Raw genomic sequence first — 19,579 nt, 5'->3', positions numbered from 1 at the left:
GGCGGCAACACCTGCGTGTCGGGCCGGGGATCCGGGCCTGAGAATGGCGCTCAAAAAGGGTTATTTTTTCTGTCACAAAATCCTGTTCGGGCCCATTCCTGCGGGCTCCGGAGCGGTTTTCAATTGCCTAGCAGACAAGCCCTTCTCTGTCGAGATATGGCGGTCGTGGTCCTTTGCGTATACTGCGCAGATGTTTTCCCCAACGGCTTTGCGTCCGCGGTACGCCAAATGGCTGATCGCAACCGGACTCTTCCTGGTGCTCAGTGGCTGTGTTGATAAACCCAACACGCTGGAGCGCGTAAAGGAGGATGGCGTGCTGCGGGTGGTTACCCGAAACAGCCCCGCCACCTACTTTCAGGATCGCAACGGTGAAACCGGCTTCGAATACGAGCTGGTGAAGCGCTTCGCCGATGATCTGGGGGTGGAGCTCAAGATCGAGACCGCGGACAACCTCGACGACCTGTTCAATCAGGTGGGCAAGCCTAACGGCCCGGTGCTGGCGGCTGCCGGCCTGGTCAGCAGCGAGGCACGCAAAAAGCAGGTGCGGTTTTCCCATTCCTACCTGGAAGTCACCCCACAGATCATCTACCGCAACGGCCAGTCACGGCCGACCGACGCGGGCGACCTGGTCGGCAAGAAGATCATGGTGCTCAAGGGCAGCACCCACGCCGAACAGCTCGCGGAGCTGAAAAAGAAATACCCCGGCATTGAATACGAAGAATCCGACGCGGTTGAAGTCGTCGACCTGCTGCGCATGGTCGATGAAGGCCAGATCGACCTGACGCTGGTCGACTCCAACGAAGTCGCGATGAACCAGGTGTACTTCACCAACATCCGGGTCGCCTTTGACCTCGGCGACGCCAGCAACCAGAGTTGGGCCGTGGCCGCCGGCGAAGACAACAGCCTGCTCAACGAAATCAACGCCTACCTCGACAAGGTGCAAAAAAACGGCACCCTGCAGCGCCTCAAGGATCGCTACTACGGGCATGTCGACGTCCTCGGCTACATGGGCGCCACCACGTTCGCCCAGCATTTGCAGCAGCGGCTGCCCAAGTACGAACAGCACTTCAAGGCGTATGCCAAGAAGGAACAGGTCGACTGGCGCCTGCTGGCCGCCATCGGTTATCAGGAGTCATTGTGGCAACCGGCGGTCACGTCCAAGACCGGAGTGCGCGGCCTGATGATGCTGACCCAGAACACCGCGCAAGCCATGGGCGTGTCCAACCGACTTGACCCCAAGCAGAGCATCATGGGCGGCGCCAAGTACCTGGCCTATATGAAGGATCAACTGGATGAGTCGATCCAGGAGCCGGACCGCACCTGGTTTGCCCTGGCGGCTTACAACGTTGGCAGCGGTCACCTGGATGACGCGCGCAAACTGGCGGCGAAGGAAGGGCTGAACCCGGACAAGTGGCTGGACGTGAAGAAAATCCTGCCGCGCCTGTCCGAGAAAAAGTGGTACAGCAAGACGCGCTATGGCTACGCCCGAGGCGGCGAGCCGGTGCACTTCGTGGCGAACATCCGTCGTTACTACGACATCCTGACGTGGGTCACGCAGCCGCAGCTTGAAGGTGACCAGGTGGCCGAAGGCAATCTGCATGTGCCGGGGATCGACAAGACCAAGCCGGCCCAAGAGCCTGCGCCGCTCTAACCCTGACAACACAAATCAAATGTGGGAGTGGGCCTGCTCGCTCCCACATTTTGTTTTGCGTATGGGTTTTAGGCTTTTGCGGCGGCCAGGATCAGCGCTTTCATTTCCGACACCGCTGACTTGAAGCCAACAAACAACGCATGCGCCACCAGTGCGTGACCGATGTTCAGCTCATTGATGCCTTTGATCGCCGCCACGGCTTCTACGTTGTGGTAGTGCAGACCGTGCCCGGCGTTGACGATCAACCCCTGAGCCAGGCCAAACGCCACACCATCGGCCACGCGCTTGAGTTCTTCAGCCACGTCAGTCGGTGTTTCTGCATCGGCGTAACGCCCGGTGTGCAGTTCAATCGCGGGCGCGCCAACGCGACGGGAGGCTTCAATCTGGCGCTCATCAGCGTCGATGAACAGCGACACTTCGCAGCCAATTTTCGATAAGCGATCCACCGCGGCTTTGATCCGTGCTTCCTGCCCCGCTACGTCCAGCCCACCTTCAGTAGTCAGTTCCTGGCGGGTTTCCGGGACCAGGCAGATGTGCGCCGGGCGAATGTGCTCGGCGAACAGCATCATTTCTTCGGTGACGCCCATCTCGAAGTTCATGCGGGTTTGCAGCACGTCCTTCAGCACAAGAACGTCGCGCTCCTGGATATGCCGGCGGTCTTCGCGCAAATGCACGGTGATGCCGTCAGCGCCCGCCTCTTCCGCGTCCAGTGCAGCCTTGACCGGATCCGGATAGCGAGTGCCCCGGGCCTGACGCAGGGTGGCAACGTGGTCGATGTTCACGCCAAGAAGAATGCGATTGCTGGTGGTCACGGAAGCGCTCCTGAATTTAAAGATTCGGCGCACAGCATACGGGGAGACTACGGCTTGCGAAACAGCTCGCGGCTGACTAAAGGACGACCGCCCAGATGTACCGCCAATGCCTGGCGCATCAGACGCTTGGCGGCGGACAGCGCACCGGGCGCGGTCCAGTCGGCATCGGCCATGGCCAACAGTTCGGTGCCATTGAACAAACCGGGTTGCAGCAGATAGACCTGCTCCAGCCCCGCATCCACCTGCAAACGGTAGAGACCGTCCGGGGCGATGGGCTCGCCGTGGATGTCCGTGGTCAGTGCAAAGCCGTAGCCGAGGTCGTCGAGCAAGCGCCATTCGAACGAGCGCAACAACGGCTCCAGCGGACGACCCTCGGCCAGCGCGAGCAGGGTAGCAGCGTAGTGATCGAATACCCCGGGATGAGGGTCTTCGGAAGGCAATAGACGGATCAACAGTTCATTGAGGTAGAGGCCGCTGAACAACGCCTCACCGCTGAGCCAGGTGGAGACGCCGGCACTTTCCATGCGCCCGACGTTCTTCAGCTCGCCACGTCCGCGAAACTCGACTTCCAGCGGCACGAACGGCCGCGCCAACGTCCCCGCCTTGCCCCGCGCACTGCGCAACACCGCCCGCAGCCGACCTTGCGGCGTGAGGAAATCCACCAGCGCACTGTTTTCGCGGTAGGCGCGGGAGTGGAGGACGTAGGCGGGTTGGCCGATGGGTGGGGTTTGGGACATGGAAGTCAGGGTACTCAATGGCAGCGCGCAGTCTTGCAAACAACCCAAAACAATGTGGGAGCGAGCCTGCTCGCGAAAGCGGTGTGACAGTCAACATCAATGCTGAATGTTACATCCTCTTCGCGAGCAGGCTCGCTCCCACAGGGGATCTTCAATGTATCTGGAACCGGGTTTACAGGTCGCCGTAACCCAGCGAACGCAACGCGCGCTCGTCATCGGACCAGCCGCCTTTCACTTTCACCCAGAGGTTGAGCATGATCTTGGAGTCGAACAGCAGCTCCATGTCCTTGCGCGCCTCGGTGCCGATGCGCTTGATGCGTTCGCCCTTGTCGCCAATGATGATTTTCTTCTGGCCATCACGCTCAACGAGGATCAAGGCATGAATGTGCAGGGTTTTGCCCTGCTGCTTGAACTCTTCGATTTCCACGGTGATCTGGTACGGCAGCTCGGCGCCCATCTGGCGCATGATTTTCTCGCGCACCAGTTCGGCGGCGAGGAAGCGGCTGCTGCGGTCAGTGATCTGGTCTTCCGGGAAGAAGTGATCGTTTTCCGGCAGGTAACCGGCGATCACACGCTCCAGCGCTTCGAGGTTGTGCCCGTGCTGGGCCGAGATCGGCATGATCTGTGCGTTCGGCAGCTGCTCCTGCAACCAGCTCAGGTGCGGCATCAGCTCGGCTTTGTCTTCGATGCGGTCAGTCTTGTTCAGTGCCACGATCAGCGGGCCGGTCACGTACTGGACGCGCTCGAGAACCATCTGGTCTTCGTCGGTCCACTTGGTGCGGTCAACCACGAAGATCACCACGTCGACGTCTTTCAACGCCGCCGAAGCAGTCTTGTTCATGTAGCGGTTCAGGGCCTTTTCGCCGCCCTTGTGCATGCCCGGGGTGTCGACGTAGATCGCCTGCACGGCGCCTTCGGTCTTGATGCCCAGCATGTTGTGGCGGGTAGTTTGCGGCTTGCGCGAGGTGATCGCCAGCTTCTGACCCAGGATGTGGTTCAGCAGCGTGGACTTGCCCACGTTGGGACGGCCGACGATGGCAACATAGCCACAGCGAGTTGCGTTTGTATCAGTCATTGCCATTCTCCACACCCAGGGCAATCAGTGCTGCGGCGGCCGCTACCTGTTCGGCAATACGACGACTCACACCCTGACCTCGGCTTTTTTCATTCAGTAAGGTGATTTCACATTCGACGAAGAACGTCCGGCAATGCGGCTCACCCTGGATATCCACCACTTCGTAACGTGGCAGCTCACAACCACGCGATTGCAGGAATTCCTGCAGGCGGGTTTTTGGATCTTTGTTAGTGTCGACCAGCGTCAGGCCTTCGAACTCACCGGCCAGCCAGGCCAATACACGCTCGCGCGCCATGTCCATGCCGGCGTCGAGGTAGATCGCACCAATCAGCGCTTCCAGGGCGTCGGCCAGAATCGACTCGCGACGGAAGCCGCCGCTTTTCAGTTCACCGGAACCCAGGCGCAGGTAGTCGCCCAGATCGAAACCGCGAGCCAGTACGGCCAGCGTCTCACCTTTCACCAAGCGTGCGCGCAAACGCGACAACTGGCCTTCGCGGGCCAGCGGGAAGCGATCGAACAGCGCCTCGCCAGCGACGAAGTTAAGGATGGCATCACCGAGGAATTCCAGGCGTTCGTTGTTACGCCCGGCAAAGCTGCGGTGAGTCAGGGCCAGAACCATCAGTTCCTGGTCCTTGAAGGTGTAGCCGAGCTGACGCTCTAGACGACTTAAGGAGACGCTCACGGTTTACCCACGCTGAGTTCGTGGTTGGATTCCACCGCCATCGCCGTGATACGGCGCAGGCCTGGGACAATTAACGCTGTGTTCAAAAATAACGTCCTGAATATCATTGGCTTCATGCTGCCGGGGCCGATTGTGCCGACTCCAGAAAAGCATTCGGCGCTGTGTTCAACAGCGCCGTGTGTGATTACTTGATCAGGCCAACCCGCGAGAAATTCGGCAGGTGACTGAGTTTGGGTTCCGGCCAGCTCATCCAGACTGCGAAGGCCTTGCCGACGATATTCTTGTCGGGAACCATGCCCAGCAGATCCTTGGGAATGCTTGGATCATCCCAGTAGCGACTGTCGTTGGAGTTGTCGCGGTTGTCGCCCATCATGAAATAGTGCCCGGCGGGCACGGTCCACGAATGGTCCGGCGTGGCGCGATAACGGCTCATTTCCTTGCGGATCAGGTGCTCGGCAACGCCGAGTTTTTCCTTGTAGAGCTCAGCGCTGCCCAGCGTGCCCGGCTCGGAGCCGACCAGTTGCTCGGCAATCGACTCACCGTTGACGAACAGGCGCTTGTCGGCAGTGTAGCGAATCGTGTCGCCCGGCAGGCCCACTACACGCTTGATGTAGTTGACGTTCGGATCGCTCGGGTAACGGAACACCATCACATCGCCGCGCTGCGGATCACCGACTTCGATGACTTTCTTGTCGATCACCGGCAGGCGGATCCCGTAAGAAAATTTGTTCACCAGAATGAAGTCGCCGACGTCCAGGGTCGGTTTCATCGAACCGGACGGAATCTGGAACGGTTCCACCAGGAACGAACGCAGGACCAGCACGATGAACAACACCGGGAAGAACGACTTGCCGTATTCGACCAGCAGCGGCTCTTTGTTCAGCTTCTCGACCACCACCCCGTCAGGCTGGCTGACGCGGCCCTGATAGGAGGCAATGGCAGCACGCCGACGCGGCGCCAGGAAAACCAGATCGAGCAACGCCAACAGGCCGCAGACGAACACGGCGATGACCAGCAACAGCGGGAAATTTAGTGACATAGGACCTAACTATCCAACCTGAGCACTGCAAGGAAGGCTTCTTGTGGAATTTCCACGTTGCCGACTTGCTTCATGCGTTTTTTACCGGCCTTTTGCTTTTCAAGCAGTTTCTTCTTACGGCTAACGTCACCGCCGTAGCATTTGGCCAATACGTTCTTTCTGAGTGCCTTGACGGAGGTTCGCGCAATGATCTGCCCGCCAATGGCGGCCTGGATCGCGACGTCGAACATCTGGCGCGGAATCAGTTCTTTCATCTTCTCGGTCAACTGGCGACCTTTGTAGTGCGCGTTATCCTTGTGCACGATCAGCGCCAGGGCGTCGACCTTGTCACCGTTGATCAGCACATCCAGTTTCACCAGACTAGCCGATTGATAACGATCGAAATGGTAATCCAGCGAAGCATAACCACGGCTGGTCGATTTCAGACGATCGAAGAAGTCCAGGACCACTTCGTTCATCGGCAAATCGTAGGTCACCTGGACCTGGGAGCCGAGGAACAACATGTCGTGTTGCACGCCACGCTTTTCGATGCACAGGGTAATGACGTTGCCCAGGTGCTCTTGCGGCACAAGAATATTGGCCCGCACGATCGGCTCACGCATGTCTTCGATCGAGGACAGGTCCGGAAGCTTCGACGGGTTATCGACGTAAATCGTTTCGCCGGTTTTCAGCAACAGCTCGAAAATTACCGTCGGCGCCGTGGTGATCAGGTCCAGGTCATACTCGCGCTCAAGGCGCTCCTGGATGATTTCCATGTGCAGCATGCCGAGGAACCCGCAACGGAAGCCGAAGCCCAGGGCGTCGGAGCTTTCCGGGGTGTACTGCAGGGACGAGTCGTTGAGCGTGAGCTTTTGCAGGGCTTCACGGAAATCTTCAAAGTCGTCGGAACTGACCGGGAACAGGCCGGCGTAAACCTGCGGCTGAATGCGTTTGAAACCTGGCAGCACGTCGACGTCTGGCGTCGAGTTCAAGGTCAGGGTGTCACCCACTGGCGCACCGTGAATGTCCTTGATGCTGGCAATGATGAAGCCCACTTCACCGGCCTTCAGGTCAGCGGTAGGGGTGTGTTTCGGGTTGAAGACACCAACGCTGTCCACCAGGTGGATCTTGCCGGTGGATTTGACCAGGATCTTGTCGCCCTTCTTCACACGACCCTGACGCACGCGTACCAGGGAAACAACGCCCAGGTAGTTATCGAACCACGAATCGATGATCAACGCTTGCAGCGGATCTTCGTAGTTGCCGGTCGGCGGAGGAATAGTGGCGACCAGGCGCTCGAGCACTTCGTCGACGCCCAGACCGGTCTTGGCCGAGCACTCGACCGCATCGGTGGCATCGATGCCGATGATTTTTTCGATTTCTTCTTTGACGCGGTCCGGATCGGCCTGCGGCAGGTCGATCTTGTTCAGGACCGGCATGACTTCCAGGCCCTGTTCGATCGCCGTGTAGCAGTTGGCAACCGACTGCGCTTCAACGCCCTGGCCGGCATCGACCACCAGCAACGCACCTTCACAGGCCGCCAGCGACCGGCTGACTTCATAGGTGAAGTCAACGTGGCCTGGGGTGTCAATGAAGTTCAACTGGTACTTGATGCCATCGCGAGCGGTGTAATAAAGGGTGACGCTATGGGCCTTGATGGTGATCCCGCGTTCACGCTCCAGGTCCATGGAGTCCAGCACCTGGGCTTCCATTTCGCGCTCGGCAAGGCCGCCGCACATCTGGATGAATCGATCAGCCAGCGTCGACTTGCCATGGTCAATGTGGGCGATGATGGAGAAATTGCGGATATGACTCAAATCACTCACGGATCAACACTCAAAAAGGCTGCAGGCATAGCCCGCCGAAAAATAGCCGGGAATTGTACCTGATCCACGGCGCAAGCGTCACGTTCGCAGGTCAGACGGCACGTACAAAAACGCCCCGGTCTTGCGACAGGGGCGTTTCAGATGGCGACGGGGTCAGGAAAAACCCTCGATCAACCGGCCCGGCGCAACAGCCAGACGCCGGCCAGGGCACAGACACCGGCCGGAATCAGCACCGCAAACAGCGGTGAGAAACCGAACACCAGGCTCGATGGCCCCAGCAGATCCTGGACGATACGGAAGGTGAAGCCCACCAGAACGCCGGTGAACACACGCTGGCCGAGGGTCACCGAACGCAGAGGACCAAAGATGAAGGAAATCGCCATCAGCACCAGCGCCGCCGTCACCAGTGGCTGCAACACCTTGACCCAAAACGCCAGCCAGTAACGGCCATTGCTCAGGCCTTGATCTGCCAGATAGTGGATGTAACCCCACAATCCGCTGATCGACAGCGACTCTGGCGACATCACCACGGTGTCCAGCAACTGCGGGCTCAGGGCAATATCCCAGCGCTCGACGGGGGTGGTGACCACTTCGGTGCTCTTGTCGTGGAACACCGTCGTCGTGACGTCGCTGAGTTGCCAATGATCCTTGTCGAATTCACCACGCTTGGCGAAGCTTGCCGACAACATGTGCCGTTCTTTATCGAAGCGATAACGAGTTACGCCGTACAGAACACCGTTGGGTTGCACGGAGTTGACGTGAATGAACTCGTCACCCTGGCGGTGCCACAAGCCGTGTTTGGCGCTTTGCGCATCACCGCTGCCCTGGGCCAGCGAGCGATTGGCCTGCGCCGTGACTTCGGTGGCCGGCGCAACGTATTCGCCAATCACGACACCCACGACCATCAGGATCAGCATCGGCTTCATGACCGCCCAGACGATCCGGCCGATCGACACGCCCGCGGCGCGCATGATGGTCAGCTCACTGTTGCTGGCCAGACTGCCGAGGCCAATCAGGCATCCAATCAGTGCCGCCATTGGCAACATGTCGTAAAGACGACGCGGGGCCGTCAGCAAGACGTAACTGAAAGCATCCATCAGCGTATAGGTATCGCTGACCTCACCCATCTCGTCGATGAAGGCAAACAGCGTCGCCAGACCGAGAATAATCCCCAGTACCGCGAGGATGGCCATGAACACGCTGCTACCGATGTAGCGATCGAGCTTAACCACGAGCCACCTCCAGCGCGCTGCGGCGACTCGCCATCTTCAAGCGCATCGGCTCCCAGTAAAGCAACCCGAGACCAATGAACAGGAACAACCCGTGAACCCACCACAACCCCAGGGCATGTGGAATCTTGCCCTTGTCCAGAGCGCCGCGGGCGGCAATCAGGATGGTCAGGTAAGCCATATAAAGAAGAATCGCCGGCAGCAGCTTGAGGAAACGTCCTTGGCGCGGGTTGACCCGTGACAACGGCACCGCCATCAGGGTCACGATGAACACCAGCAGCGGCAGGGACAGACGCCATTGCAGCTCGGCGCGTGAACGTGGGTCTTCGTTATCGAGCAAGGAACGGGTGCTCATTGCATCACGGTCGGTCACTTCGTCACTGACGTCCGGCTTTGGCAGCAATACCCCGTACTCGTCGTACTTGATCGCGCGATAGTCGGCCTGCCCCGGATTACCGTCATAGCGATAACCGTTGTCGAGAATCAGGTAGCGGTTGCCGTCCGGGCGGATTTCCTGGCGACCCTTCTCGGCCACCAGCACGGAAATACCGCGATCCTTCTGGTCAGAGTTGGTGTTCTTTTGCGAAATGAACACACCCGCCAAATTGACGCGATCATCAGTCAACTGCTCGGTATAGGTCACCCGGGTCCCGTCACGCAACGCCTGGAAGCGACCCGGCTCGAGGGTATCGAACTCGGTCAGGGCATCCTGTTTGTTCAGCAGCAGCTGGAACTGATTGGCACCTTGTGGCGCCAGGCTCAGGCTCAGCCAGGCCACAACCAGCGCAACCAGCGTGGCCGGAAACAGGGTAATGACAAACAGGCGCTGCTGGCTCATGCCGGTGGCCGACAGCACGGTCATCTCGCTTTCGAGGTACAGGCGACCGTACGCCAGCAGGATCCCGAGAAACAGGCCCAGCGGCAGGATCAGCTGCAGGAAGCCCGGCAGGCGGAAGCCCATGATCAGGAACAGCGAGCCCGGATCCAGCAGGCCCGAGGCCGCCTGGGCGAGGTATTTGATGAAGCGCCCGCTCATGATGATGACCAGCAGCACGGCGCTGACGGCGCTCAAGGTCAACAGGACTTCGCGGGACAGATAACGGAAGACAATCAAACCAGACACTCCAGGGTTGTCAGGCTAAGGCGGCCAAACAAGCAAACGTATCAGACAGCCCGCAGGGCAGAGCCGCCGAAAAAGATGGCGCATTATCCTGTGATTGAGTGCGCCTGTCACTGCGCATGCTCAAGCTGGCGCTCAATGCGTTGAAGATCGTACAACCGAGGGTTGTCAGGCGCAGGGAGCGAGGTTCAAACTGCGGCCTTTGTCGCGGGCCGTGACCTGCGTCTTTTCATCTATATAAGCAAGCGTCTGTGCGTCGCCGTTTTGCCCGCGCACGTTGACCATTATTCAGGGACCCGGACATGGAACTGGTTGTAAAAAGCGTTAGCCCAGAAACGTTGAAGACCGCCACGCTGGTTGTCGCCGTCGGTGAAGGCCGCAAGCTCGGTGCCGTCGCCAAACAGCTGGACGAACTGAGTGGCGGTGCGATCAGCGCTGTTCTCAAGCGCGGCGACCTCGCTGGCAAAGTCGGCCAGAGCCTGTTGCTGCACAGCCTGCCGAACCTCAAGGCTGACCGCGTTCTGCTGGTCGGCGTGGGCAAGGACGAAGAACTGGGCGACCGCCCGTTCCGCAAAATCATTGCCGGCGTCCTCAACACCCTGAAAGGCCTGGGCGGCACTGACGCCGTGCTGGCTCTGGACGAAATCGTGGTCAAGGGCCGCGACAGCTACGGCAAGACCCGCCTGCTGGCTGAAACCCTGGTGGACGGCGAATACACCTTCGACCAGTTCAAGAGCCAGAAAGCCGAACCTCGCGCCCTGAAGAAAGTCACCCTGCTGACCATCAAGGCTGCACAGGCTGAAGTCGAGCGCGCCGTGGCCCACGCCACCGCTATCGCCAACGGCATGGCCTTCACCCGTAACCTGGGCAACCTGCCGCCGAACATCTGCCACCCGACGTTCCTCGGCGAGCAAGCCAAGAACCTCGGCAAAGAATTCAAAACACTGAAAGTTGAAGTCCTTGATGAGAAGAAGATCAAGGAACTGGGAATGGGTTCGTTCTATGCCGTGGGCCAGGGCAGCGCCCAGCCTCCGCGCCTGATCGTCATGCAATACAACGGCGGCAAGAAATCCGAGAAGCCGTACGCCCTGGTCGGCAAAGGCATCACCTTTGACACCGGCGGCATCAGCTTGAAGCCGGGCCTGGGCATGGATGAAATGAAGTACGACATGGGCGGCGCTGCCAGCGTGTTCGGCACCCTGCGTGCCGTGCTTGAGCTGAAACTGCCGATCAACCTGGTGTGCATCCTGGCTTGCGCCGAGAACATGCCGAGCGGCAACGCTTCGCGCCCTGGCGACATCGTCACCACCATGAGCGGCCAGACCGTGGAAATCCTCAACACTGACGCCGAAGGCCGTCTGGTGCTGTGCGATGCCCTGACCTACTCCGAGCGCTTCAAGCCGCAAGCCGTGATCGACATCGCGACCCTGACCGGCGCTTGCGTCGTTGCCTTGGGCGCTCACACCTCGGGCCTGCTGGGTAACAACGACGAACTGATCGGCCAACTGTTGAGCGCCGGCAAGACAGCTGACGACCGCGCCTGGCAATTGCCGCTGTTCGATGAGTACCAGGAGCAGCTGGATAGCCCGTTCGCCGACATCGCCAACATTGGCGGGCCGAAAGCCGGGACCATCACCGCTGCCTGCTTCCTGTCGCGCTTCACCAAGAACCTGAACTGGGCGCACCTGGACATCGCCGGCACCGCATGGACCAGTGGCGGCAAGGACAAGGGCGCCACTGGCCGTCCGGTTCCATTGCTGACCCAATACCTGCTGGACCGCGCCAAAGCCTGAAACCGTTGACCCGGGGCGGCGCTGCTTTCGGGCTGCGCCGTGCCTGGCTCAGGAACTGCAATGACCAAAGTCGACTTCTATATCCTGCCCAGCGCCGATCCTTCGGCACGGCTGGATTTCGCCTGCAAGCTCACCGAAAAAGCCTGGCGCATGGGCCACCGCATTTACCTGCATTGCAGCGATGCCGCTCAGCGTGAGGATCTCGATGCCCGTTTGTGGGCCTTCAAGGGCGAAAGCTTCGTCCCTCATGGTCCTGCTGAAAGTGAACCGGACGGTTTGATTGTGCTGGGGCTCGGTGATGACTGCGGTCAGCACCAGGATCTGCTGGTCAATCTCGACCTGAAAGTGCCGGTATTCGCCAACAAATTCGCCCGCGTGGCGGAAGTGGTGGTGGAAGATCCGACGATTCGAGCGGCTGCGCGGGAGAGTTTCCGTTTCTACCGCGAACAGGGCTATCCTCTGCAAGACCACCGTTTACAGCGACTCTGAGCATTCCGATGGACACTCCGAAACCGCAGCAAAAGTCCGCGCACCTGCTGGACGACCTTGAGTCGATCCGCCAATTGCTCGGCGATGACAACCTGCAACCACCGCTACTGACCGACACGGTCATTGACGGTGATCAGGAACAGATTCCCATGTTGTTCGACTCGGTAGGCGCCACGCCTGAAGCCGTCGAACCGCCCCCCGCCCCCGCCGCCCAACCGGTAGCTGTCGCCAGCAAAGGCCCGGACGCCCTGCTGCATCTGGACAGCGAACTGCGCGCCGCAGCGATGCTGATCATGCAAGACGTGATCGACGACTTCGCCCCGCACATCGAAACCGAGATCAAACGTCGACTGGATGCGCGGATGGAACGGCTTCTCAGCCAATACGAGTAACCCCCCCCGCCCCTGTGTAAGGGCTTCTGTGGCGAGGGAGCTTGCTCCCGCCCGGCTGCGAAGCAGTCGCAATACCTGAAATTGCGGTGTGCCTGACGATATTGGGGCCGCTTCGCGCCCCAGCGGGAGCAAGCTCCCTCGCCACAGACCGCTTCACATTTGTTCTGCACCACGATTGATACAGCGCCCTGTCCGCACCTGCTCGCCCTACGCCCCATGCCCCGCTATACTTGCCGGCTTTTCCTGAATAAATGCCAATAGGGTCCCGCCGCGCATGGATAAGACCTACCAGCCGCACGCCATTGAAGCTTCCTGGTACAACACCTGGGAGTCAGAGAACTACTTCGCCCCGCAAGGCGCGGGCGAGTCCTACACCATCATGATCCCGCCGCCGAACGTCACCGGCAGCCTGCACATGGGTCACGGTTTCAACAACGCGATCATGGACGCCCTGATCCGTTTCCGCCGCATGCAGGGTCGCAACACCCTGTGGCAGCCGGGCACCGACCACGCCGGTATCGCCACGCAGATGCTGGTGGAGCGTCAGCTCGAAGCCAAAGGCCAGAGCCGCCACGACCTGGGCCGTGAGAAGTTTCTCGAGAAAATCTGGGAATGGAAGGATGAGTCCGGCGGCAACATCAGCCGTCAAATCCGTCGCCTCGGCTCGTCCGTAGACTGGAGCCGTGAGCGCTTCACCATGGATGACGGCCTCTCGGAATCGGTGAAAGAAGCCTTTGTGCGCCTGCATGAAGACGGCCTGATCTACCGCGGCAAGCGCCTGGTCAACTGGGACACCAAGCTGCACACGGCGATTTCCGACCTTGAAGTGGAAAACCACGACGAGAAAGGTTTCCTGTGGAACCTGAAATACCCGCTGGCCGACGGCGTCAAAACCGCGGAAGGCAATGACTACCTGATCGTCGCGACCACTCGCCCGGAAACCATGCTCGGCGACTCCGCCGTCGCGGTTAACCCGAACGACGAACGCTACAAAGCCCTGATCGGCAAATTTGTCGAGCTGCCGCTGGTCGGCCGCCGCATCCCGATCATCGCCGACGATTACTGCGACCCTGAATTCGGCACCGGCTGCGTGAAAATCACCCCGGCCCACGATTTCAACGACTACGAAGTCGGCAAGCGCCACAACCTGCCGCTGCTGAACATCTTCGACAAGAATGCGGCCGTACTGCCGGCCTGCCAGGTGTTCAACCTCGACGGCACGCTGAACGAAAGCATCGACGGCAAGATTCCGGCCGAATACGCCGGCCTCGACCGTTTCGAAGCCCGCAAGCAAATCGTTGCTGCATTCGACGCCGCCGGCCTGCTGGTCAGCGTCAACGATCACGCGCTGAAAGTGCCGAAAGGCGACCGTTCCGGCACGATCATCGAGCCGTGGCTGACCGACCAGTGGTACGTGTCGACCAAGCCGTTGGCCGAGCCAGCGATTGCTGCCGTTGAAGATGGCCGCATCCAGTTCGTGCCAAAGCAATACGAAAACATGTACTTCTCGTGGATGCGCGACATCCAGGATTGGTGCATCAGCCGTCAGCTGTGGTGGGGCCACCGGATTCCGGCCTGGTACGACGAGTCGGGCAAAGTCTACGTCGGTCGCGACGAAGCCGAAGTGCGCGCCAAGAACAATCTCGGTCCGGACATTGCGCTGCAACAGGACAACGACGTTCTCGACACCTGGTTCAGTTCGGGCCTGTGGACCTTCTCCACGCTCGGCTGGCCTGAGCAGACCGAATTCCTGAAGAAATTCCATTCCACCGACGTGCTGGTAACCGGTTTCGACATCATTTTCTTCTGGGTTGCCCGGATGATCATGCTCACCATGCATTTGGTGAAGAACGAAGACGGAACGCCGCAGGTTCCGTTCAAGACCGTTTATGTGCACGGCCTGGTGCGTGATGGCCAAGGCCAGAAGATGTCCAAGTCCAAGGGCAACGTCTTGGACCCGCTGGACATCATCGACGGTATCGAGCTGGAAGAGCTGGTGCAGAAACGCACCTCCGGCCTGATGCAGCCAAAACTGGCGAAGAAGATCGAGAAGCAGACCCGCGACGAGTTCGCCGACGGTATCGCCAGTTATGGCACCGACGCCCTGCGTTTCACCTTCTGCTCGCTGGCGTCCACCGGTCGTGACATCAAGTTCGACATGGGCCGCGTTGAAGGCTATCGCAACTTCTGCAACAAGATCTGGAACGCCGCGCGTTACGTTCTGGACAAAGGCGAAGACTGCGGCCAGAACGGCGAAGCCTACGAACTGTCCCTGGCGGATCGCTGGATCATCTCGCAGCTGCAACGCACCGAAGCTGAAGTGACCCGTCAACTCGACCAGTTCCGTTTCGACCTGGCGGCGCAAGCGCTGTACGAGTTCATCTGGAACCAGTACTGCGACTGGTACCTGGAACTGTCCAAGCCTGTGCTGTGGGACGAAAATGCCCCGGTCGAACGTCAGCGCGGCACCCGCCGTACGCTGGTGCGCGTCCTGGAAGTGGCGTTGCGTCTGGCGCATCCGTTCATGCCGTTCATCACTGAAGAAATCTGGCAGCGCATCGCGCCGCTGGCCGGCATTCAGGGCAAGACGATCATGCTGCAACCTTGGCCAGTGGCCAATGAAGAGCGCATCGATCCGGCCGCCGAAGACGATATCGAATGGCTCAAGGAACTGATGCTCGGCACGCGTAACATCCGTGGCGAAATGAATATTGGTCCTGGCAAGCCGCTGCCGATCTACCTGAAGAACGTCAGCGCTGAAGACCAGCGCCGTCTCACCGAGAACGAAGCCCTGCTGAAGAAGCTGGCTCGCCTCGAATCGATCACTGTATTGGCTGCCGGCGAAGAAGCACCGCTGTCTGCCACCGCACTGGTCGGCGAGATGGAAGTGCTGGTGCCGATGGCTGGCCTGATCGACAAGGACGCCGAACTGGCGCGTCTGGACAAGGAAATCCTGCGCTTGCAGGGCGAAGTCCAGCGCGTGGGCGGCAAGCTGTCCAACGCGGGTTTCGTCGACAAGGCTCCGGCTGAAGTCATCGAGAAAGAGCGCGCCAAACTGGCTGAAGCTGAACAGGCTTTGGGCAAGTTGGCTGAGCAACATGCGCGGATTGCCAGTCTGTAACGGCACATCGCAATGAAAAAGGGAGGCCCGCAACGGCCTCCCTTTTTTGTGCTTTCCATATTCTCCCGGCACCCCCCTGTGGGAGCGAGCCTGCTCGCGAAGAGGCCGTGTCAGTCGCATCCATGCTGAATGGCAAACCGCTTTCGCGAGCAGGCTCACTCCTACAGGGGGAATGTGGTGTTTGTCACAATTGGGTTCACAACGGCTGGATGTGGGACAATACCCGCCACTTTTAGCCATACCCGAATCGACAACGCCCATGAACGCCCCCCGCACACCAAGACCTGCGCGTAAAAAGCCTGACACCGCCACCCCGGCCAAAACCGTGGAACCGCGTGAAAAGGCCAGCCTGCACCCGCGCAACCGCCACCAGGGTCGTTACGACTTCCCGGCACTGATCAAAACCACGCCGGAACTGGCGAAGTTCGTGATCATCAACCCGTACGGCAAGGAAAGCATCGACTTCGCCAGCCCCGACGCGGTGCGTGTGTTCAACCGGGCGTTGCTCAAGTCGTTCTACGGCATCGCGCATTGGGACATCCCGGCCGATTACCTTTGCCCACCGGTTCCGGGGCGTGCCGACTACGTGCACTTCCTCGCTGACCTGTTGGCCAGCGTCAATGACGGCGAAATCCCTCGCGGCGCGCCGGTCAAGGTGCTCGACATTGGCATGGGCGCCAACTGCGTCTATCCGCTGATCGGCTACAGCGACTACCGCTGGCACTTCCTCGGTTCGGAAATCGACCCGACGGCCGTCGCCGCCGCCAAAGCCATCGTGCAGTCCAACGGTCTGAACAAAGCCATCCAGTTGCGCCAGCAAAGCAATCCCAAGCACATCCTGCTGGGCTTGCTGGAGCCGGGTGAACGCTTTGACCTGACCATGTGCAACCCGCCGTTCCACGCCTCGATGGACGAAGCGACCAAGAGCAGCGAGCGCAAATGGCGTGCCCTGGGTCGTGCCGACCCTAAACGTAAATTGCCGGTGCTGAACTTCGGAGGTCAATCGGCTGAGCTGTGGTGTGAAGGCGGCGAAGCGCGGTTTGTGACGCAATTGATCGCCGAAAGTGCGAGCTTCCAGCACAAAGTGCTGTGGTTCAGCACCTTGGTCTCGAAGGCCTCGAACTTGCCTGCGATCCAGACTGCGCTGAAAAAAGCCGGTGTGCTGGAAAGCCAGGTGGTGGAAATGTCCCAGGGTCAGAAGCAGAGCCGCTTCGTTGCCTGGACCTTCCAGACCAAATCCGAGCAGCAGGTCTGGCGCGAGCGCTGGGTTAAAAAAAGCTGAGTAACTGACCACCGCAGATCAACTGTGGGAGCGAGCCTGCTCGCGAAGAGGGTGTGTCAGTCGACATAGATTTCGCCTGACACACCGCTTTCGCGAGCAGGCGCGCTCCCACATTGGTTTTGCGGTATTGCCGGCAAATCGCAGACACAAAAAAACCGTGCCCGGATTGCTCCGGAGCACGGTTTTTTTTAACAAGTCTTACTTGTTAACAGCGTCGGTCAGGCCTTTGGCCACAACCAGCTTGATAACTTTCTTGGCAGCGATTTCGATGGCAGCGCCAGTCGAAGGGTTACGGCCAGTACGGGCAGGACGCTCAGTCACTTTCAGTTTGCCGATACCTGGCAGAGTGATTTCGCCGCCGTTTTCCAGCTGATCAGCCACGATTTGGCCCAGTTGGTCCAGAGCGTTACGCGCGGTGGTTTTTGGCGCGTCGATAGCTTCAGCGATGTCGGCGATCAGTTGGTCTTTAGTAAGAGCCATGTAGTGTTCCTTCCCTATCAAATTCATATGGATTGCAGAGTGCAGTGTCAGCCATCGAGCCCGATCTTCTGGATCTGGCACCCTCGGCCAATAACCACTGGATCGGGGTTATAGATACCGAAATCAGGGTTTGGTTCGACCTGACAAATGCTGAATGCACGCTTAACGCAGTGACTTCGCGTAAGACGGGGCAAAACTAGCACAGAGACGGGGAAATATCCGCCTCTTGCTACCCATTTGGTCAGCTTTATTGCTCTAAAACGGGAAAAAAACGCATAAGCGCCGCCGGTCGCCCCGGATTTGCCCTTCATGCCGCGCCAAAACCAGTGGTTGCGGTACACTTGGCACTTTTTCGGGGAGCACGCCCTCCTCTCTTCAATCAGCCGAGAAGCCCATGCCGATCCGTCATTGCATCGTCCACCTGATCGACAAAAAACCCGACGGCACACCTGCAGTTCTTCACGCCCGTGACTCTGAGCTCGCCGAGTCGAGCGCGATCGAGAACATGCTTGCCGACCTCAACGAGAGCTATAACGCCAAACAAGGCAAGGCCTGGGGTTTCTTCCATGCCGAATCCGGCGCGCACCCGTTCAGCGGCTGGCTGAAGGAATACTTCGAGGGTGGCAAGGACTTCACGGCGTTTAGCCGGGTGGCGGTGGAACATCTGCAAAAGCTGATGGAAGAGTCGAACCTCTCGGTGGGCGGCCACGTGCTGTTTGCGCATTACCAGCAGGGTATGACCGATTACCTGGCGATCGCGCTGCTGCACCACAGTGAAGGCGTTGCAGTGACCGATCAGCTGGACGTGACCCCGTCCCGCCATCTGGACCTGGGCCAATTGCACCTGGCCGCGCGGATCAACGTGTCCGAGTGGCAGAACAACAAACAGTCCAAGCAATACATTTCGTTCATCAAAGGCAAGAACGGGAAAAAGGTTTCGGAGTATTTCCGCGACTTCATCGGCTGCCAGGAAGGCGTCGACGGCCCGGGCGAAACCCGCACCCTGCTCAAGGCCTTCAGTGACTTCGTGGAAAGCGAAGATTTGCCGGAAGAGTCCGCCCGTGAAAAGACCAAGACCCTGGTCGATTACGCCAGCAGCCAGGCCAAGCTCGGCGAGCCGATGGGCCTGGAAGAACTCTCGGAGCTGATCGACGAAGAACGCCCGAAAGCGTTCTACGATCACATCCGCAACAAGGATTACGGCCTGTCCCCGGAGATTCCGGCAGACAAACGCACCCTGAATCAATTCCGTCGCTTCACCGGTCGTGCGGAAGGCCTGTCAATCAGCTTTGAAGCGCACCTGTTGGGCTCGAAGATCGAGTACGACGAAGAAGCCGGCACGCTGATCATCAAGGGCTTGCCGACTCAGTTGACCGACCAGCTCAAGCGACGCAACTGATGCTGAATGGCATTCTCAAGAAATTCCTGCTGATCCTGCTGGTGGTTGTGGTTTATCAGAACTGGGGCAAGATCGAACGGGTGTTCAACCCTTCGCAAGTGGTGTCGGAGCAGACGCAGGCCAAGGCCACCGTCGTGCTCTATGCGACCGACTGGTGCGGCTACTGCAAATTGACTCGGCGTTTTCTCGACCAGAAAGGTATTCCATACAAGGAATTCGATATCGAGAAAGATGCCGAGGCGCGTACGGCGTATGAGGCGCTGGGTGGCGGCGGGATTCCGATCATCGACGTGAACGGGACACTGATTCGCGGGTATGACCCGGACGCAATCCTCGCGGCCCTCAAATAACTTGTTCAATCTCTGTGGCGAGGGAGCTTGCTCCCGCTGGACTGCGTAGCAGTCCCAAACTAACGCCAACTTTGTGAGTGCTGCGCACTCAAGCGGGAGCAAGCTCCCTCGCCACAGTTGTAA

At 59.4% G+C, this 19,579-nt stretch carries 17 protein-coding genes; 8 read left to right on the top strand and 9 right to left on the bottom strand.

The window, feature by feature from the left end:
• Positions 1–190: 190 nt before the first annotated feature.
• Positions 191–1,651 (top strand): membrane-bound lytic murein transglycosylase MltF, encoded by a 1,461-nt coding sequence (gene mltF, locus ACWKV5_RS04630; protein WP_483840375.1) that lies wholly within the window; start codon positions 191–193, stop codon positions 1,649–1,651.
• 68 nt (positions 1,652–1,719) lie between these two features.
• On the opposite strand, the gene pdxJ is transcribed toward mltF, so the two are convergent.
• The 8 genes from pdxJ to lptF form a co-directional block, all read right to left on the bottom strand.
• On the bottom strand, positions 1,720–2,463 hold the full coding sequence (gene pdxJ, locus ACWKV5_RS04625; RefSeq protein WP_123433620.1) for a pyridoxine 5'-phosphate synthase: 744 nt from the start codon (positions 2,461–2,463) through the stop codon (positions 1,720–1,722).
• A gap of 47 nt (positions 2,464–2,510) precedes the next feature.
• Positions 2,511–3,200 (bottom strand): DNA repair protein RecO, encoded by a 690-nt coding sequence (gene recO, locus ACWKV5_RS04620; protein WP_123433619.1) that lies wholly within the window; start codon positions 3,198–3,200, stop codon positions 2,511–2,513.
• A gap of 172 nt (positions 3,201–3,372) precedes the next feature.
• Complete coding sequence (gene era / locus ACWKV5_RS04615; RefSeq protein WP_027924886.1) at positions 3,373–4,275, bottom strand: GTPase Era; 903 nt, start codon at positions 4,273–4,275, stop codon at positions 3,373–3,375.
• Positions 4,268–4,957, bottom strand: coding sequence for a ribonuclease III (gene rnc / locus ACWKV5_RS04610; RefSeq protein WP_027924885.1), 690 nt, complete (start codon positions 4,955–4,957; stop codon positions 4,268–4,270). The genes era and rnc overlap by 8 nt, the downstream gene beginning before the upstream one ends.
• Positions 4,958–5,141: 184 nt before the next feature.
• On the bottom strand, positions 5,142–5,996 hold the full coding sequence (gene lepB / locus ACWKV5_RS04605; protein ID WP_483840374.1) for a signal peptidase I: 855 nt from the start codon (positions 5,994–5,996) through the stop codon (positions 5,142–5,144).
• 5 nt (positions 5,997–6,001) lie between these two features.
• Positions 6,002–7,801, bottom strand: a complete 1,800-nt coding sequence (lepA, locus tag ACWKV5_RS04600; RefSeq protein WP_483840373.1) for a translation elongation factor 4 — start codon at positions 7,799–7,801, stop codon at positions 6,002–6,004.
• A gap of 170 nt (positions 7,802–7,971) precedes the next feature.
• Positions 7,972–9,033, bottom strand: coding sequence for an LPS export ABC transporter permease LptG (gene lptG, locus ACWKV5_RS04595; protein WP_483840372.1), 1,062 nt, complete (start codon positions 9,031–9,033; stop codon positions 7,972–7,974).
• Positions 9,026–10,144 carry an LPS export ABC transporter permease LptF gene (gene lptF / locus ACWKV5_RS04590; protein ID WP_483840371.1) on the bottom strand — a complete coding sequence of 373 codons (1,119 nt, stop codon included), beginning with the start codon at positions 10,142–10,144 and terminating at the stop codon, positions 9,026–9,028. Before lptF ends, lptG begins: the two co-directional genes overlap by 8 nt.
• A gap of 308 nt (positions 10,145–10,452) precedes the next feature.
• Here lptF and ACWKV5_RS04585 point away from each other — a divergent pair, with 308 nt between their 5' ends.
• From ACWKV5_RS04585 to rlmF, 5 genes are all read left to right on the top strand, one after another.
• Positions 10,453–11,943 (top strand): leucyl aminopeptidase, encoded by a 1,491-nt coding sequence (locus ACWKV5_RS04585; protein WP_483840370.1) that lies wholly within the window; start codon positions 10,453–10,455, stop codon positions 11,941–11,943.
• 60 nt (positions 11,944–12,003) lie between these two features.
• Positions 12,004–12,432 carry a DNA polymerase III subunit chi gene (locus ACWKV5_RS04580; RefSeq protein ID WP_483840369.1) on the top strand — a complete coding sequence of 143 codons (429 nt, stop codon included), beginning with the start codon at positions 12,004–12,006 and terminating at the stop codon, positions 12,430–12,432.
• A gap of 8 nt (positions 12,433–12,440) precedes the next feature.
• A complete protein-coding gene (locus ACWKV5_RS04575) occupies positions 12,441–12,824 on the top strand; it encodes a DNA polymerase III subunit chi (RefSeq protein ID WP_483840368.1) in 384 nt (127 codons plus the stop codon).
• Between the two features lie 274 nt (positions 12,825–13,098).
• A complete protein-coding gene (locus ACWKV5_RS04570) occupies positions 13,099–15,945 on the top strand; it encodes a valine--tRNA ligase (RefSeq protein WP_483840367.1) in 2,847 nt (948 codons plus the stop codon).
• A 259-nt stretch (positions 15,946–16,204) separates the two neighbouring features.
• Positions 16,205–17,227 (top strand): 23S rRNA (adenine(1618)-N(6))-methyltransferase RlmF, encoded by a 1,023-nt coding sequence (gene rlmF / locus ACWKV5_RS04565; protein ID WP_483840366.1) that lies wholly within the window; start codon positions 16,205–16,207, stop codon positions 17,225–17,227.
• Positions 17,228–17,425: 198 nt separating this feature from the next.
• Here the strand turns inward: rlmF and ACWKV5_RS04560 are convergent, their stop codons facing one another.
• On the bottom strand, positions 17,426–17,707 hold the full coding sequence (locus tag ACWKV5_RS04560; protein WP_007905514.1) for an HU family DNA-binding protein: 282 nt from the start codon (positions 17,705–17,707) through the stop codon (positions 17,426–17,428).
• A 394-nt stretch (positions 17,708–18,101) separates the two neighbouring features.
• Between ACWKV5_RS04560 and yejK the strand changes: the two genes are divergently transcribed.
• Entirely contained in the window at positions 18,102–19,106 is a 1,005-nt protein-coding gene (yejK, locus tag ACWKV5_RS04555) for a nucleoid-associated protein YejK (RefSeq protein ID WP_007944833.1), read from the top strand.
• A complete protein-coding gene (locus ACWKV5_RS04550; RefSeq protein ID WP_483840365.1) occupies positions 19,106–19,456 on the top strand; it encodes a glutaredoxin family protein in 351 nt (116 codons plus the stop codon). The genes yejK and ACWKV5_RS04550 overlap by 1 nt, the downstream gene beginning before the upstream one ends.
• Positions 19,457–19,579 lie beyond the last annotated feature (123 nt).

Source organism: Pseudomonas oplopanacis (assembly GCF_057128725.1).
Note: the sequence above shows the minus strand (reverse complement) of the source record. Positions and strands in the feature narration are given on the sequence as shown.